Below are 16,692 nucleotides of genomic sequence, written 5' to 3' on the forward strand. Positions count from 1 at the left end.
TAAAAACGGGCGGCTCGGATGTTGGTCCGAACCGCCCGTTTGGCGTGTTATGTCGAGGCATTTAGCCCGTTACGTAATACCAGACCACGCTGTCGCCATTGGAGAGAACGTAGTTGCTGCACGCCGTGTTGGGCGTTACGCCGTTGACGGAGTACATCCAGCCGCTTGTACCACCGTGCTCCTTCTCGGCCAAACCACCGATAGCGGCGACATACGTGCCGTACGATGAGCCGTGCGCATTTACAGAGAGGCCCAGTGCGCACAGGGCATCGTAGGGGGTAGCGCCCTCGTTGAAGGTGAACGTACCGCCAGAAGACACCGGGTTACCCACGGCACTCGACGTCACAGAGACCGTCACAGTAATGTAGCCAGGCTGCTGCGGGTCGCCCTGATTACCCGCAGAAGCGTTGCCGCTGTTGGATGCAGACCCACCGCCGGTCGCCGAGCCGCCGCCCGAAGAGGAGCCGTTTGAAGAACTCGATCCACCAGCGGATTCGGAGCCCTGTCCGGCAGACGCGTTGTTGGACTTCTTGCCGCCCTTGCCTTCGGACTTCTTCTCTTTCGAATCCTTGTCTGACTTCTTGTCCGAAGACTCGGAAGCGTCCTTGGAATCCGATTCATTCGAGTCCTTGGACTCGGAGTCCACAGCGTCAGAAGACGAGGAGCCCGCTGTCTCCATCTTGCGAGAAGCGATAGAGCCAGAGCCGGCAACGCTCCTCCCCGCCACGGCCCGAGCGATCCAATCGATGGACCAGGCGCCGCTGGCGGAAGGGTGAACAAAGCCCAGCGAGACGACAATCAGCGCGATGCAGACGGCCGTCAGAGAGCCAAGCAGCGCCTTGCGCCGAGAGGCGGACGCCGCCGAGGCGGCGCCCTTTTGCTTAGCATCGTCGAGCTGAATGAACGACGAGTCGGGTTGCTTGGAGTCGGCGTCCTGAGGTTTATTGGACACAGCTCTCACCTACCGGCGCTTGGTAAACACGAACACGCCAATGACCGCAAGCCCGATCACGCCGGCCGCTACGCCGACAATGGCGAGCGGGTTGAAGCCAGACTGCTGTGCCGGGGCCTCAGCGGACTTCTTAGCGGTAGTCGCGGCAGCCGATCCCGTATCGGACTTGGAGCTGGACTTGCCGGACTTCTCGTCAGACTTCTTGCTGTCCTTCTTGTCGGACTTGTCGGAATCCTTCTTGGAATCCTTGCCGTCCTTGGTCTCGGTCTTGGTCGTGGTGGACACCGGCTTCTGGCCCGGAGCAACAGCACCGCCAGTCTGCTGGCCATTTGTGCCGTTACCGGAGCCAGAACCAGCACCGGCATTACCCGAGCTGCCATTGGAGCCAGAGCCACCGTTACCGCCAGGGTTAACAGCATTCTTGGTCCACTTGGCGTAGAGCGTCATATCGGCCGTCACCGCGGCACTAAAGTCATACGCCTTTGTGCAAGCCTCATCGGTATACCAGCCACCAAAGGTGTAGCCCTCACGCGTCGGATCGGCCGACTTGGTGACGGTCGAGCCAGAAGCAGGCGTCTGATCGCCAGTCGCAGAGCCGCCCCGAGCATCAAACTTAACGCGATGGGCCTGGGACTTCACACAGAACAAGTGACCTGAGTCGTTCGTGTAGTAAAGGTTACCGAACTCGTCGCAGACAACCGACGCCATGCAGTAGTTTGCATAACCAGAACCGGGAACAAACACTTCGGTCGCCTCGGTATCGCCCAGCTTGTACATATACACGCCGCCGCCCGAAGTGTAGTTAGGCCAGTTTCCCTTGGCGCCATTTAGGGTGAAGTACACGTACGTCTCGCCATCACGCGTCGAGACGAGCGGCGTGCTCTTCGATTCAAAGCCGAGCTCTTCGCCATCGGCTTTCGTAATCTGCCTCACGCTCATATCAGAAAGATCGATGATCGACAGCAGGCCCTTAGCCTTCCAATTGTTCGCAGTCGCACCGCAAATAAAGGCATATTTGCCGCTAAACACGGGCGTTGAAGTCGAGTATGGGGCAAACTGCACCTTCCCGGCCTCGGTAATAGAGCCATCCGAACCAATAGTCAGCTTGTGCAACGTGCCATCATCGCGCGTAACGGCGTATACATAGCCATCGTGGACGGTAAGCGCCGAGCGGATATTGCCACCAGATAGCTTAAACGAGGCGACAAGCTTCGACAGATCGGCGGAATACACGCGCACCTGGCCGAAGTCGCTGCCGACAACGTAGTAGCCATTTACCATCAGGCCGCCAGACCAGTAGTAACCTCCGTCAGTGACGGAGGCGCTACCGGCGATGGCGCCCGTGTGAATATTGATGCGCCTGACCGTACCGTTTTGCACGTCATTGCCATTGGCAGACCAATAATCAAGGGTGTTGATATAGACGTAGTCGCCGTCAACGGTCAACGAAGACAGGTTCTGCTTCGTAAACGCATCGGAATACCAAAGCGTCTCAAACGTTTTCGCCGAAACAGCCTGCAGATAGCCGCCGGAAAGCGGAATCAAAATAATGCCTTGCGCAATAACAGGACGGCAGGTGGTATCCATGGAAGAGCCGAGCTCAAGAGATCGCAGAACGGAACCCGTCTCGGGATCAATCTCATTCAGGACAGCATTCCACGTCTTTCCACCCCATACCGAAGCGCCCGTGACAAGGTATACCTTTCCGTTCGCGACAATGGGGTCAGACGCAGAGGCGCTTGCACCTGCCTTCTGCTGCTCTTCGGTTAAAAGGTTGAGCGCCCAGGAAGGCGTATCGGTCTTTGTCGTAGGCGTAAGGGCATCCGTTGCGGATCCCGAGCCACCGTTCGCAAAGCCATTCCATGCCGTATCGACATCGGGATGCTCAGCCCCAGGATTGGTGGCAGGCGCCGACGAAGGCTTCTGTATGCCATCGCCCTTAACGTAACGGAACTCGACGCAATCGCCGTTCTTGAGGTAGTAGCTCGGAGCGCCGACGCTCGCGTACCCATTGTTCACAAAGAACGACCAGTAGCTGTACGGCGCGGCGCTCGTTGTGCTCAACACGCGGCCATCGGGCATCGTCGCACTCGTAAGACCCCATGCATTTGCTTCGAGGTTCGTACAACCGGCAGCCGTCATAAGCTGCTCGAGTACCGACTCGGCCGTCGTGTCATCGTCGGCGGGAAGCGTAAGCTCGGTCAAGGGCACCACCGATTGCTCGGTGTAGTTGCCGTCGGCATCACTTGCGGAGACGCCCGTGACCTTGGCCGTCACCGTAATGGTCTTGCCCTCGTTCGGGTTGTCGAGCCCCGTCGTTCCCTTGACGTTTACCGTCGCAGAAACATCCAAGCCGGCAAGCACCGCGTAGTCCGAGTTGTCGGGATAGCGCTCGGCATAACGGGCAAAACGCTCGCTCTTCAGACGGCCGCTAATCGTGACTTTCGTGTTGTATTCGGGCTGAGTGAGGATAAGGTTCTCATGCGCGATAACCCTCGGTTTGCTCGACTTGAGCAAACGATAGGTGTTCTCCGTGCCACCGGGGAGCTCACTAAACACGAAGCCGTAATGTCCCGAAGCCTCTTCGGTGGAATAGCACCAATTAACCGCATATCCCTGGCCATACACCTTGAGTGGCGCATGCAGGTTGCCCGTCACGCTGGAGGCATTTTGGCCATCAAGAATACCCAAGTAGAACGAAGACTTCGCAAGGCTAAGGTGGAACAACTCGGCATTGAGCTCGTCCTGATTCTGCGGAGAAATCGCAAAGTCGAGGGTCCTGCTTGCCGTGACTTCGGCGTTGGACTTATCGGTCACCGTAAGGGTGACTTTGGTCTTCGCTGCCTCGGCGCCAGGCAGCGGCTGATAGACCGTACCCTTGTAACCGTTAAACGTGATGTCATCGGTGCTGGCGGAGTACTCGACCTTGTAATACTTGCCGTCGACGCCAAGGTTCTTGGGCTGTGGCATTTGCAGGTCGGCGGTTAGGCCGTCCTTGTCGGCAACCGTTTTGGTGCCGTAGTACTTGATATTGTCGTAGGTAAAGGCCGCATCGACCTTCGCCTGCAGTGCCTTCTTGTCGGCGGCAACCTTCTCGGGATCGCCCTTGACGGTCACCGTGAAGTCGTGCGATCCGGCAAGCTTGATGTCGCCATTCGTAACCGTAACCTTGGCGGTCAGCGTCACGTCTCGGTCGCTCGATGCGCGCGAGACCTTACCCGTCTTATCTTCCCAGCTAACACCAGAAACAGACAGGCGCTCGGTGTCGGAGCTTGTCCATTCAACAGAGAATTTCTTTGCGGAACCCGCCTTGTGCGGAAGCGTGACATTTTGGGTCACGCCATCGGCGGACTCGCCCGCCGCGTAGCCAATCTGCAGGGAGTCGGCAGCACTGTCAAGAAGGTCTTGCAGCTTAGCCTCGTCCCAAGCAACCTGTACCGACTTGTTGGGCTGGTAAGGCTCAGTCTTGCCATCGCGCGACAGCTCAAACACCACATCGGCGCTACGCAGACCGTCGATGTTGTAACCGGTGTAGTCGTTGGGGTCGATGTAGAAGAACGTCACATCGCCGTTGGTCTTATCCTGGGCGTCGGAGATGCCGACCGTGGCCTTAGCATCCTCGGCCTTAAAGAGCACGCCACCCTCGGAGACCTTAACGTCAACGTCGGTAAATCCCAGATCGGCAAGCTGCGCCTTCAGCGCGTCGTTAACGTTGCCGCCCTTAGCGCTGTAATCAACGGAGATCTGCTTATTGGAATCGTTGAGCTTTTGAACTGCGGCCTCAAGAGAGCCTGCGGCGATCACGGAGTTGGCAGAGACGAGCTCGACCGTCGAGCTGCCGCTCGTGGCGACAGCCTTCAGATACTTGCCCGCGGCAGAAGCCGAGACAGTCGCCTCGGCGCCCGACATATCAGACAGCAGCGTCCAGTCGGCCTCCGGAGCCTTCGCATCGTCCGCCGCATACCAGGCAACAGTCGCCTGACCGGTGACGTCGATACCGTTGGTGGCCGAACCGTCGGCGCGCTTAGCCTGCGCCGTCGCCTTAACGCTATCTCCCGAGACGAGATGGGTCGAATCGCTATTGATCTGCGGCGTAGTGGTCACGCGCAGCAGGTTATACTTCCCCGCCGCGGTAACGCTGTCCGACGAAACCCATTCAACCGTGTTGTCGAGAGCGTTCGCCGTGACCTTGATCCTCTTGCCGACAAGTGCATCCGTAAGAGTCAGGCTGCCGTCGGTCGTATCGATGCCGTCGGTGAGCTCTGTCCAATCGGCATCGCCCTCGCCCTTGGCATACCACGCCATGGTGAGATCGGCATCGTCGGGCACGTCCTTCGTCGAGCCCGACCAGCTGCCCGGAACCTGCACGCTCGGCGTGATCTTTGAACCCACGCTCAGCGTAACGTTCTTATCGGCAAGCTCAATGCCCGCCAGCTTGTACTGACCCTTAAGCGTCACGGGGCCGAGCGGGGCAACGGACTGCGTGCCGCCGTAGGAGCTCTTCTTCTGCGTGCTGGAGACGGTATTTTCGCTCGTAACCTTCACGCGCAGGTACTTGCCAGCATAGGCGGCGTCAACGGTATAGGTCGCCTCGGTAGCACCGGGGATATCGGTATAGGCGGAGTCGTAGCTCGAGCTGCTGTTTGCATACTGCCACTGGTAGGTCACATTATCGGTGCGGTCGATATAATGATAGTTGGAACCGTCCTTTTTGCGCACCTTAGTCTTGAGCGTATCACCCACACGTACGCCGTTGGTGGCGGGAGAGCCCTCGAACTGCACGTCGTAAAGCTCAACTTGGCCAGCGACGGAGACAGGACCCGCCGCATAGTACGGCTTCTGCTCGCCATAGCCGCCGTTGGCCTTGGCCACGACGTACCAACCCTTAAGGGCGGCGGTCACCGTCAGGGTGTTACCGGTCTCACCCTCGATAGGCGTGTTACACGAGCTGGCGGTATTCGACTTGCCCTTGTACCACTGCCACGTGACATGCGAGTCGGAGGTAACGTCGGTGGAGCCCGCCTTGGCGGTCGCCGTAATCGTGGAACCGACCTCGACTTTGCCCGAAGTCGGGCTCATAGTCACGCTCGTGACATTAATTGAACCAGCAGCAGCGACGAGAGCTCCCGTCGAGTTGGTCAAGCTCGAAGAGCCGATCTTCGAGGACACCTTGCACTTGAGGTACTTACCACCCAAAGCGTCGGTAAGCTCGAGGGTCTCACCCGTGGCGCCCGCAATGTCGGTATACGTGCCACTCTTAGTGTCAGAGCTCTGCCACTGGAAGTTGAGCTTGCTCGCGTCGACGAACGCGCCGTACGCGCCGCCCTTCTCCTTGGCGCGGGCCTTAGCGGTATCCCCCACCGCAAAGACGCTCGTGTTGTCCTTGGTGTTAACGATGGACACGGCCGAAATCTCAACCGCACCGGCCTGCTTGACCTTGCTGGAAGTGGTCTTGTTCACCGTGTTGACGCCAGCGTTGGCCTCGACCCTGATGTACTTGCCCTCAAGGTCGTCGGTTACCGTGAGGGAAGCGCCCGTCTCGCCCTCGATCTTGGTAAAGCCCGAGTACTGCGAGGTAGAAGCGGACCACGTGTAGGCAACCTTGGCGTCGGCGGGGGCTTGCTGATAATAGCTTATGTACGGAGTCGCCGTCAGGGTATCGCCTATGCTCGGCGTGTCGCTATTCAGCTTGACGCTGTTAAGCTCCATCTGACCGGCGCCCAGCACGGGACCGGGGATGTTGTTGGCATTGATACCCGAGCCGTACGAAACCGAGGGGCCGAAGTAATCCTTGCCATCAACCGTTACCTTGCAGATGAAGTATTTGCCTTCCATCGCGGCGGTGACGGTGAGCGATTGCTCGTGGCCTACGACCTCGGTGTAGTCGGCGACATTGCTGCTGGCCCTGGTCGTGCCGGCGAGCCAGGTGTAAGTCCAGGTGCCGGGATTGGCAACGGACTCAGTCGAAGTGCCGTACCAGTCGTCCTCGACCTCATCGTACATATTTGCCCAGAGCGTATCGCCCGCGCTGAGCGCGCCCGACTTCGTGGAATACGAGTTGCCCTCATCCTTGGAATCCTGGATGAAGACCTTGGCCTCGCTGGAAAGCGTCGTGGCGGACGCAGCGGCAACGGCGTTCTTCTGATCCGAAGCAGCAGGCACCGCGGGAGAGCTCTCGGACTCAGTCGCGCTGTCTGCAGCGGTGCCATCGCCATTCGCGGCACTCGCAGTTGCGCCCTGATCAGCGTCGGCTCCATCGGCAGCAGCGCTCGCCGCCGCACCGTTCGCACCGGTATCTCCGGCAGCGGCGCCCTCGTCGGCCGCCGCGCCCTCGCCGCCCGTCGCAGCCTGAGCCACAGACTCGGCAATGCCCTCGGCACCCTCGGCCCAAAGTTGCGCCGGCGTGGTACCAAAAGCCATGGCAAAAGCCAGGAACGCCACCAGACCGCGCTTGGCTACGCCGCGCGCAATCGCTCCATGACGACGCCACGAGGCGCGCTGGCACTCGTCCTCAAACATATCCATTTGTCTCCTACTGTCTGCACTTGGAGCATTGCCCAGCGGCTGCCCCACGTCATCGCGCACATTGCGCTCGAGTACCCCCATCGGGGTCCCCCTTCCCTCCAGAGCCCAACGCGTACCGGCGGCATGCGCCGCGGCCGCGTACAAGATGGGAGGCGATCCGACTTAACCTTACCGACCCGGGCGCGCCGTCCGATCTGCGGCGCGGCCATCCCGGGCCAAGAGGAATTACGGTTACTGGTACAGCCGGGGACTTGCACCCCGATTCTCCCAAACGCGCAGGAAAACCGCGCATTCGTGCGTCTCCGCACCACCATCTAGGCCATCGATTATTACTGTCGGTATGGTAGCACGCAAAAGGGCCCCGCACGCAGGCGAAGCCCAAGGTAAAAGCTATGGTTTGCGATAGGAAGGACTGCCGTCGGACCTTGCAAGAACAGCCCGTTTCAAAACTATGCCGGTTTACGGGGCTGATTCAGCACTTCGCAACCATATCTGCCATTTTCGAAAACCAACGACTCATCTACCTGCGGTTTTAAAAGCGCGAATTTCGGTATGCTCGAGGTTCGGCGCTCCAGCCCCGTAAACCGGCATAGTTTTGTCCGGACCAGCCCACGCCGGCGCGACGCAAGGCAAAATGATCCGTTTTCCTCCGTCCCCCAGGGGCCATTAACGCTTGCCGCCGTGACTGTTGCGCCAGATCTCGCGGCCCAGCATCAGCGCCAGCACCAGCGCACTCACGTAGCCCATAAAGCCAATGACCGGGATACCGAACACAACCGGCTCGATGCGCGCGTAGTACACAACCGACGAGCCGATAAACAGGCCGGCGATCACAATTGCCATCGACATGCGGTCGATAATTCCACCCAGCTGTCGCAGCGCCTTATCGCTGCTCATGATCTGCGTGTTCACCTTAAGCTGGCCGCGCGTGAGCATGCGCGACGCCAAGCCCAGATACTCGGCCGCCTCGAGCGAGCCTTTTGCCGCGCGATAGCTGCTCGCGGCAAGATCGTGCCCCATTTCGCGGACGCGCGCATAGGTGCTCTTCTCGTTTTTGATGTGCGTCTGGATGATCTGGATCATGTTGACGTCGGGCATGTACTCGGTCAGCAGACCCTCGAGCGTCACCATGCCGCGCGCGAACATCGTCACCACGCTCGGCAGCTCAACGTCGTTTTTGCGCGCCAGATTTAACAGCGAGGTCAAAAACTCGCCGATATCCAGGTCCTTAAGATCGAGCCCTGCAAAGTCGGCGACGATAAAGTCCAAGTCGGACAAAAAGGCCGAATGGTCGAGCTCGGCAGAATCGCCGCGCGTCACGGCAAAGCGCATAAGCGAATCCTTGAGCTTGGGAACGTCGCCTTCGGCCACGGCGAAAATCATGTCCTTGACGATACCGCGGTCGTGACTCGACATGCGCCCGACCATGCCCAGGTCGATAAAGTAGACGATGCCGTCCTTGAGGATGATGTTTCCCGCATGCGGGTCGGCATGGAAAAAGCCATCATCGAGCACCTGCGTCGAGTAGTCCTCGACGATCGCGGCGCCAATCTTTTCCAAGTCATAACCCTCGGCCACCAGGCGCTCGGGATCGGCAATGGAGATGCCGTCGATGTAGTCCATGACCACGACGTGTTCGGTGCAAAGGTCCAAGTAGGATTTGGGACACGAGACGCCATGCACGCTTTTGTGGAAGTCATAGAAATCGTTGAGGTTTTTGGCCTCGGCCAAAAAGTTGGTCTCCTCGCGAAACGAGGTCCACAGCTCTTCGACCACGCCATGCAGGTCCACAAACTGATCAGTGTTGACGAACTTGGAAACGATGCGCACCACCGAGCGAATGATGTCGATGTCCTGAGCCATCACCTGCTGCGCGCCGGGGCGCTGCACCTTAACGGCCACGTCCTCGCCAGTCACCAGACGGGCGCGGTGCACCTGCGCGAGCGACGCGCTACCGAGCGGGTTGGGGTCAATCGCGTCGAATATCTGCCCCAGGCGCTGGCCGTATTCCTCTTCCAAACAGCGGAGCACTACCTCATACGGCACCGGCTCTACGTCGGAGCGCAGACGGCGCAGCTCGTCGCAAAACCGCTGCGGCAAAATCTCGGAGCGGTTAGCCAGAATCTGCCCCATCTTAACGAACATGGGGCCGAGCTCTTCGAGCAGACGACGCAGGCGCACCGGCGTGAGGTTATCCCACACGCGGTACTTTTTGATCAGGCGAACGATCTGACCGATGCGCTCACGACGACCTGCCGGCGTGAGCTGGTATTCCTCGTCCGGCGCCATCGCGTCGGGCTCCTCGGGGACCATATCGACAGCGCGCGGCTTCTTGCGAGCGCCCGAGACGGCGGCATCGACCTCGTCGACAACCGCCGTCTCGTCACCCAAGGGATCTAGATTGTTGTAATCGGTGGTGGAATCTGCCATCTGCGCTGCTACTCGGCCTCTTCGGCGTCCTCTGCATCGTCGGGCTCAACAGACTCGACGGGCACCGAGGTAACGTTGTCCTCGACCGAATCGACGATGTCGCGCACATGGGCCAAAAAGGCCGTGCGCTCGGGGGCGGTCATGACGCGCACGCGGGCGAGGATGAGCTCGTCGAGCACGCGCTGGGCCGCAGTCTCGCCCTGCATGCCCAGGCGCTCGGTAAGGTCGGAGATGGTGCCGCCGGCCTGTTCGAACATGTCGGACACGCTGCGGGCGATATCGGGGGTGCCGGCGTCCTTGCGCACCTGCTCGCCCTTGGCATTGAGGTCGTCGAGGACCTTCTTGCCGCCCTCGACGGCAACGGCGGCGGCGCCGAAGCCCACGTTGATGGCACCGTTAACAAGCTGATCGAATTTCATAACCATGGTTGGCTCCAATCGTGAACAACTTCCTTGGCCTACTTGTACCCAAGATTGGGCAAACGACACAAAATCGTTTGTCACCGGGATAGAAATCGAGCGAGGCAAAGCCTTTGACGGCGTTTGCCTCGCTCGCTCGTTGCAAGGTTATCTTTACCTTACGTTATCGTTCATCGCGAAGGAATTCTTCATGGCGCAGCTCGTGGTGTAGAGCACCTTGCCCAACAGGGCATCGGTCTCCACGCGCACAAGCTCGGCAAAGGCCTCGTTGGCGCGGGCGAGCTCGGCGGGCACCTCGGCCTCGGGCAGTACGGCGACAACGGCGTCAACGTCGTGAATCTGCTTGTGGCCCATGCCGCCGACCTTCTCCTGATAATCCTCGACCGCGCGACCGCACTCATGGAAGCGGACATCGGCCAAGGCGCCAATCAGGCGATTTGCCCAATAGAAATTCTCGGACGTCACGCGAGCCTGCGTGTCGGCATAGTACTCGGGCATGGTCTCGACATTGGCGTACAGCGGCACAAGCGCGTTAAACGAGTTGGAGCCAAACGCCATCCACTGCACGGCGCGATACGCCGGCTGCGCATAGGGGCGCAGCTGCAGCACGGCGAGCTGGCTGTTGCGGTTGATGCCGATGGGACGATAGGCGCCGCGCGTGGCGGGCGTACCCTTGCTGCCGTAGCAGTCGTACTCCGTGCCCTGGTAGTGGCTCGAAAGCACGTACTTGATGTCCTCGAGGGTCACCTTGCGCTCGGGCACGCGACTCCAGGGAATGTCGTCGCTCTCGGGCGTGTAGTCGGCGTCGGGACCGTCCCACACATCGCTGGGGTTGAGGCAGCGCTGCATGTACCAGGCGCGCGGCGTGTTGTAGACGTGGTCGCTGTCGCTGTGCGAGCCAAAGGCCTCGCGCGGGTTAAAGACCGCGGCGGGACCGTCGCCCTTAACGCCCAACGTCAGGTCCAGATGCCACTCGGCCATCCAGGTGCGTAGGTCGGCCGAGCACATGTGGTCGACCTGCGCGCCCTCGGCGTCGTCCAAGTCAAAGCTGTCGATACCCAGCTGGTTGGGCATGGTCACATAGGCGTCGTCGGGTACGCGCTTGGCGATCCAGTGGTGGCCGCCGATGGTCTCGAGCCACCAGATCTCGTCAACGTCACTAAAGGCGATGCCGTTGTTCTCGTAGGTGCCGTAGCGCTCGAGCAGGTCGCCCAGAATGCGCACACCGTCGCGGGCGGATTTGGCGTATGGCAGCACCAGGGTCACCATGTCCTCCTCGCCCAAACCGCCGGGCTGCGCCGGCACATAGCCGTCCTCGCCCTCGTTACCCTTGGCGGGCACGAAATCCACGAGCGGATCGGCGCCGCGGACGCGCTCGTTGGTGGTGAGCGTCTCGGTTGCGGACATGCCAACATTGAGCTCGTTGAAGCCGGCCTCGGCCCAAATGCCATGACCCGGGACAACGTCGGGGACGCTTGTGTAACGCATGGGATTGTCGGGCAGCTCAACGGTCAGGTGGCTCAGGACGCTCGTGTAGACACGCGGCTGCTCGTCGGGATGCACTACGCGCATGCGCTTGGGCTCAAACACCCCATTGGACGAGTCCTCGTTGCGGGCAACCAGCGTCGACCCGTCATAGCTCGCGTTCTTACCGACCAAAATCGTTGTGCACGGCATGCGCATCCTCCTTGAGCGAAGAAATCAAACGGCAACAGTGTATCGCTTCGGTGCAAAAAGGGCGAAACCACAGCCTCGGCAGCCCCCGTGGTCAAAAGCCTATTTCGATGCGCGCTCGGCCGCTTCGATCACGTGTTTGGCGAGAATCGCGGTGGTTACAGCCCCCACGCCGCCCGGCACAGGCGTGATGGCGCCAACGATCGGCTCCGCAGCATCAAAATCGACATCCCCGACCAGCTTGCCGGCGGCCTCGTCCCAGTTAATGCCCACATCGATGATCGTCTGGCCCTCGCGAACCGCATCCGCGCCAATCGTGCGCGCGCGTCCAACTGCCGCAACCACTACATCAGCCGCACGACACTCGGCAGCAAGGTCGCGCGTGTGCGTATGGCACGTCGTCACCGTGGCATTGCGAGCCGTAAGCATGGCGGCAACGGGACGGCCAATCACCAGAGACCGACCGACGACCGCGACCTTGGCCCCATCCAGCTCAACACCGTAATGGTCCAGCAACGCCAACACGGCCTCGGCCGTGCAGGGAGCAAAGCCCTCGCCACGACCCGAAAGCGTGGTGAGCAGCGAGGCCGGCGTCATGGAGTCGACATCCTTGGCGGGATCGAGTTCCGCGGCAACCGCATCCTCGTCAAGCCCAGCGGGCAGCGGGCGAAACACTAGGCAGCCATGAACGGCGGGGTCGGCATTGATGTCCTTAATGGCCGCCAACAACTCATCCTGCGAAGCATCGGCAGGAAGCAAAACACGGCGAGCCTCAATGCCAGCCTTTTCACAGCGCTTGAGGGCGCCGCGCTCGTACGACAGATCGTCCTCGCGCTCGCCCACACGAACGATGGCCAGCGTCGGCACAACGCCGCGTTCGCGCAAAGCAACGCAGCGAGCGGCAAGTTCCTCGGTCAAAGTACGGGCAACGGGAGCACCTTTGAGCAGCTCTGCCATGGCTATCCCCTCTTCCTGGCTGCGTCGGCGGCACGGCGCGCCAGCGCATCGGCACGCGGCAGCCACGTATCCAGCAGCTCATCGCACGCCGCCTCGAGCTCCTCGGCGCGCGCCCGGTCTTTCATAGACGTAGTGTTGGCAAAGAGCGTCAGACTCGCGCCCTGCATGGCGGCGCGGCAGAACACGGCGCCACAAGCCACGTCGGACAGCAGCTGGCGCGACCCCTTGTCCGCCATGTCCTCGAGCAGCGCCAGCGCGCGCCCGCAGGCATCCATAATGCGATACGGTGGCATAGCCGCCACGTGCAGCGCATCCTGAATCGCAGCCGGTCGAGCCGGATCCTCGCGCGAAATACCGTACGCCGCGGACACCTGCCCGTAGGCACGAACGTCCTCGGCAACCAACTCGACAAGCTCATCGGCCAGCTCATCAGCCTGAGCAAACGCGCGTGTCAGGTCATCTGCACGATCGGCAAGCGCGGGATTGGTTGCCCCGTAGCGCGCGACCATCCCGCAAAGCGAGGCGCCCAGCGCGCCCACAAAGGCGCTCGCGCTGCCACCGCCGGGAACCGGCTCGCGCGCAGCAAGTGCCTCGGCAAATCCGCGACAGGTTTTATCCATCATCTCTTGGCTCATGTGCATGCACCCTCAATGCTTGCCAAGCTAATCGGACAGTCGGCGCCGCCCGAACGCATCGTGTATTTCGTGGTGCCTAGTCTAGCCCATAAGAGCATTCGCGTCAGTGCGCCCAGTTATCGCACTTTTCTATGGCGGGCGATAGGCGCAACATCGCTGCGCTTATCGCCAAGCAATCAATCCCGACCCCCTGTCAAGGTCAGTCTTGCGCCCAGCCCATTGGGCCATAGACACACCAAGTGCCATCGCGCAAACCACACCGGCAAAACGAATGCGTCTTTGTTGCACAATCCGATGCAACAAAGACGCAAGTATGCGGAATAAATATGCAAGAAGCGCAAGAAAGATTGGCGTACCGATAAAGGTGCGAAATAGAGGTTTAGTAAAATGTCAGAAGTTCTATAATATTAATGCTGATTTAATACTTTTAGAGTCGAAGGAGTCTCAGCATGAAGTCGTTTTTGAAAACGGCCTCTCGTGCGGTCGCAGCGCTGTTTGCCGTTGCGCTCGTCACGATGGGCGTAGCATCGCCTGCTTTCGCAGACGGTGCCCCCGGATCGATCACCATTGAACGCGGCGGTATACCCACCGGTAAAACCTACACTAAACTTGCCGACGCTACCGCCGTTGCGCAGAGCGGCGACACCATCAAGCTCGGCAAGGGCAACTATACCCTCTACGGCGTGAGCTCCGTGGGTCACACCAAGGGCAAGAATCTTACGTTCGAGGGCTTGGGCGCGGACAAGACCGCATGGAACATCGGTGCGGAGGTTCCCAACCCCGATAATTTTGGCACCGAGTACAACGGTGACTATTCCTTTGACGGTGCCGGTACCGTTACGTTCAAGAACATGACGATGCGCTCCGGCTCCGCGAACTATCTTGGCTTCATTCGTGCCGACAAAACCGTGGTCGACAGCTGCATTGTTAATGGCAAGACGTTCTACTGGGGTTATTCTTCCGCCGAGTTCAGGAACACGACGTTCAACGCCCCGAATGGCGATTACGCCATCTGGACGTACAGCTCGCCGACCATGACGTTTGACAGCTGCACCTTTAATGCCAGTGGCAAGGTTATTAATGTCTACACCGATGCCGGTGCCGGCAGCCATGACATTACCGTTAACGTGAATAATTGCAAATTTAACTCAATGAGTTATGGCAAGCAGGCGTTGAATATCAACGACTCGAATATGGGTGAGTATAAGTACATTCTCAACATTACTGGCAATAATACCGTCACGGCTGCGCGCGACAACACTACCTGCTCTCAGCTCTTTGGCTTTGGTGGCAAGCCGGGCAACAACACCGGCCGTACCGATGTCACCATCGACGGCACGAAGGTGTGGTCCAACAAGACGATGCTCACCCACAGTTACACCGACGGCGAGCACGACAACAAATTCAATGTCACCTACACCGAGTGGGCCTCTGACAATGCCGGTACTTGGACTCGCACGGGAACCCCTAAGTGCAAGTACTGCGGCTTCACCAAGCCTGAGTTCGAGGAGAAGGCCTACGATCTCTCCTACGACCTGAACGGTTCCGAGGATGAGCAGACTGCCGAATTCGCAGCCGTTACGTGCGTCACCGAAGCCGAGGTTACGGCCGAGCAGCCGGTACGCAAGGGCTACTCCTTCGTGGGCTGGAACACCGCAAAGGACGGCTCCGGCACAAGCTATGCCGCGGGCGATAAGGTTGAGCTTTCCGCTCCCGTGACGCTGTTCGCCCAGTGGAAGAAGGACGAGCCCGCGCCCAAGCCTTCCGACAACAAGCCTTCCGACAACAAGCCTGCCGGCAAGCCTGCAAATAAGACCAAGGCAAACAAGCAGGATCTGCCCAACACGGGTGACGCCTCCGCCAACATCGTCGCTGCTATGGGCATCATGGCAATCGCCTGCTTTGTCACCAGCGCTGTCGTGTCTAAGGTTCGCAAGTAATTTCAACTTCGAAACACGCCGCAGCAACTTGTTGCAACGCAAAGGGGTCCGCACCGCAAAAGGTGCGGCCCCCTTTTTGCACAAAAAGCTGTGGCGAAGCACCCACGATGACCAACCGGATGCGTCCGTCGTCAAGATTCGCAGCCCCCGGCTACGCTCTGCCCCACCGCACCAAACATGGAACCAGTGGAAGGACAGAAAGGCCGGCTCTCCCCTCTTTTGCGCCCGGGCATATTGCCACTTAACGGCGCAAATCCAGCCATCAGAATGGGACACATGGCCCACCCTAGCGAGCCGTCCACGCGTACAGTAAAGGCAGGTAATCCATGGGCGGTTACAGATGAGGAGACACGACCATGAAAAAGAAGGCCTTTGCGATTCTCACCCTCTGCATCAGTCTCTTTGCTGCAGTTGCCCTGGTGGGTTGCGGCGGAAGCGGTGGCGCTACCGGCAGTGGCGGTGGCGGTGGAGCAGAAAAACCAGCCGTGGATATGAGGACCGACTTCATCTGGTTTAAGGTCGAGGTCCCCGAGGGCGTCGAGATCACCGACGTCGCTGGCGACACCGCCGATAAGGCCCAGTTTAAGTTCACCGAGAGCGAGCACGCCAGCGATCGCTTCATCCCTGTCTTCGACTCTGACAAGAACGCCGACGAGCTGTTCGACTACGAGGCAAAGTGGAAGGCCAACTCCGGATGGACCGAGAGCGACCCCGTTAAGTACAACGGCAAGACCTGGCGCAGCGCCTACTTCACGCACTCCGGCGGTGTGACGACCGAGTACTTCACCGACGTTGACGGTGGTAGCGTGTATGTGCGCATCGACAACGCCGAAGAGCACAAGGACGCCGTCGAGACCATGATGAAGTCCCTGGAGTTTGCCGATGACATCGCCAAGGCCAAGACCGAGGCCATGGACGTCAAGCTCGACGATATCGAGATCAAGCGCTAAGCGACTGGCGAGCGCAACGGGAAACACGAGTGCAGTGCTAACAAGCGGCGGTGCCCCAGCGCTTCGTACCCAGGGAGGGCCGGTAAACCGACCCTCCCTTTCTTATGCCGGTAGCCGACGAACGCGAGGATGCCGGAACCACCCCAAATGTGGCAACAGTACGAAAACGGCAGGTACCCCAACACGTCCGCCCGCCGATTTATTGCGCCG

The 16,692-nt window shown here is 59.9% G+C and carries 9 protein-coding genes; 2 read left to right on the forward strand and 7 right to left on the reverse strand.

Annotation, left to right across the window (positions count from 1 at the left end; genetic code table 11):
• Positions 1-61 precede the first annotated feature (61 nt).
• The 7 genes from ACQRAQ_RS00005 to ACQRAQ_RS00035 form a co-directional block, all read right to left on the reverse strand.
• Positions 62-952 carry a DUF4430 domain-containing protein gene (locus ACQRAQ_RS00005; protein WP_427793288.1) on the reverse strand — a complete coding sequence of 297 codons (891 nt, stop codon included), beginning with the start codon at positions 950-952 and terminating at the stop codon, positions 62-64.
• A 9-nt stretch (positions 953-961) separates the two neighbouring features.
• Positions 962-7,477 carry an InlB B-repeat-containing protein gene (locus tag ACQRAQ_RS00010; RefSeq protein WP_427793289.1) on the reverse strand — a complete coding sequence of 2,172 codons (6,516 nt, stop codon included), beginning with the start codon at positions 7,475-7,477 and terminating at the stop codon, positions 962-964.
• A gap of 666 nt (positions 7,478-8,143) precedes the next feature.
• Positions 8,144-9,907 carry an ABC1 kinase family protein gene (locus tag ACQRAQ_RS00015; RefSeq protein WP_427793291.1) on the reverse strand — a complete coding sequence of 588 codons (1,764 nt, stop codon included), beginning with the start codon at positions 9,905-9,907 and terminating at the stop codon, positions 8,144-8,146.
• Positions 9,908-9,915: 8 nt separating this feature from the next.
• The gene (locus ACQRAQ_RS00020; RefSeq protein WP_154515830.1) at positions 9,916-10,332 is read right to left on the reverse strand and encodes a hypothetical protein; all 417 of its coding nucleotides are present in this window, start codon (positions 10,330-10,332) and stop codon (positions 9,916-9,918) included.
• Positions 10,333-10,479: 147 nt separating this feature from the next.
• A complete protein-coding gene (locus ACQRAQ_RS00025) occupies positions 10,480-12,003 on the reverse strand; it encodes a C69 family dipeptidase (RefSeq protein WP_427793292.1) in 1,524 nt (507 codons plus the stop codon).
• 99 nt (positions 12,004-12,102) lie between these two features.
• Entirely contained in the window at positions 12,103-12,957 is an 855-nt protein-coding gene (locus ACQRAQ_RS00030) for a bifunctional 5,10-methylenetetrahydrofolate dehydrogenase/5,10-methenyltetrahydrofolate cyclohydrolase (RefSeq protein WP_427793293.1), read from the reverse strand.
• A gap of 2 nt (positions 12,958-12,959) precedes the next feature.
• On the reverse strand, positions 12,960-13,592 hold the full coding sequence (locus ACQRAQ_RS00035) for a cyclodeaminase/cyclohydrolase family protein (RefSeq protein ID WP_427793294.1): 633 nt from the start codon (positions 13,590-13,592) through the stop codon (positions 12,960-12,962).
• 449 nt (positions 13,593-14,041) lie between these two features.
• Here ACQRAQ_RS00035 and ACQRAQ_RS00040 point away from each other — a divergent pair, with 449 nt between their 5' ends.
• Together ACQRAQ_RS00040 and ACQRAQ_RS00045 are read left to right on the forward strand one after the other, a co-directional pair.
• Complete coding sequence (locus ACQRAQ_RS00040; protein ID WP_427793296.1) at positions 14,042-15,532, forward strand: InlB B-repeat-containing protein; 1,491 nt, start codon at positions 14,042-14,044, stop codon at positions 15,530-15,532.
• Between the two features lie 356 nt (positions 15,533-15,888).
• Positions 15,889-16,482 (forward strand): hypothetical protein, encoded by a 594-nt coding sequence (locus ACQRAQ_RS00045; RefSeq protein ID WP_427793297.1) that lies wholly within the window; start codon positions 15,889-15,891, stop codon positions 16,480-16,482.
• The last annotated feature ends 210 nt before the right edge of the window (positions 16,483-16,692 follow it).

The organism is Collinsella sp. SGI.178, assembly GCF_050313495.1.
Lineage (GTDB): Bacteria > Actinomycetota > Coriobacteriia > Coriobacteriales > Coriobacteriaceae > Collinsella.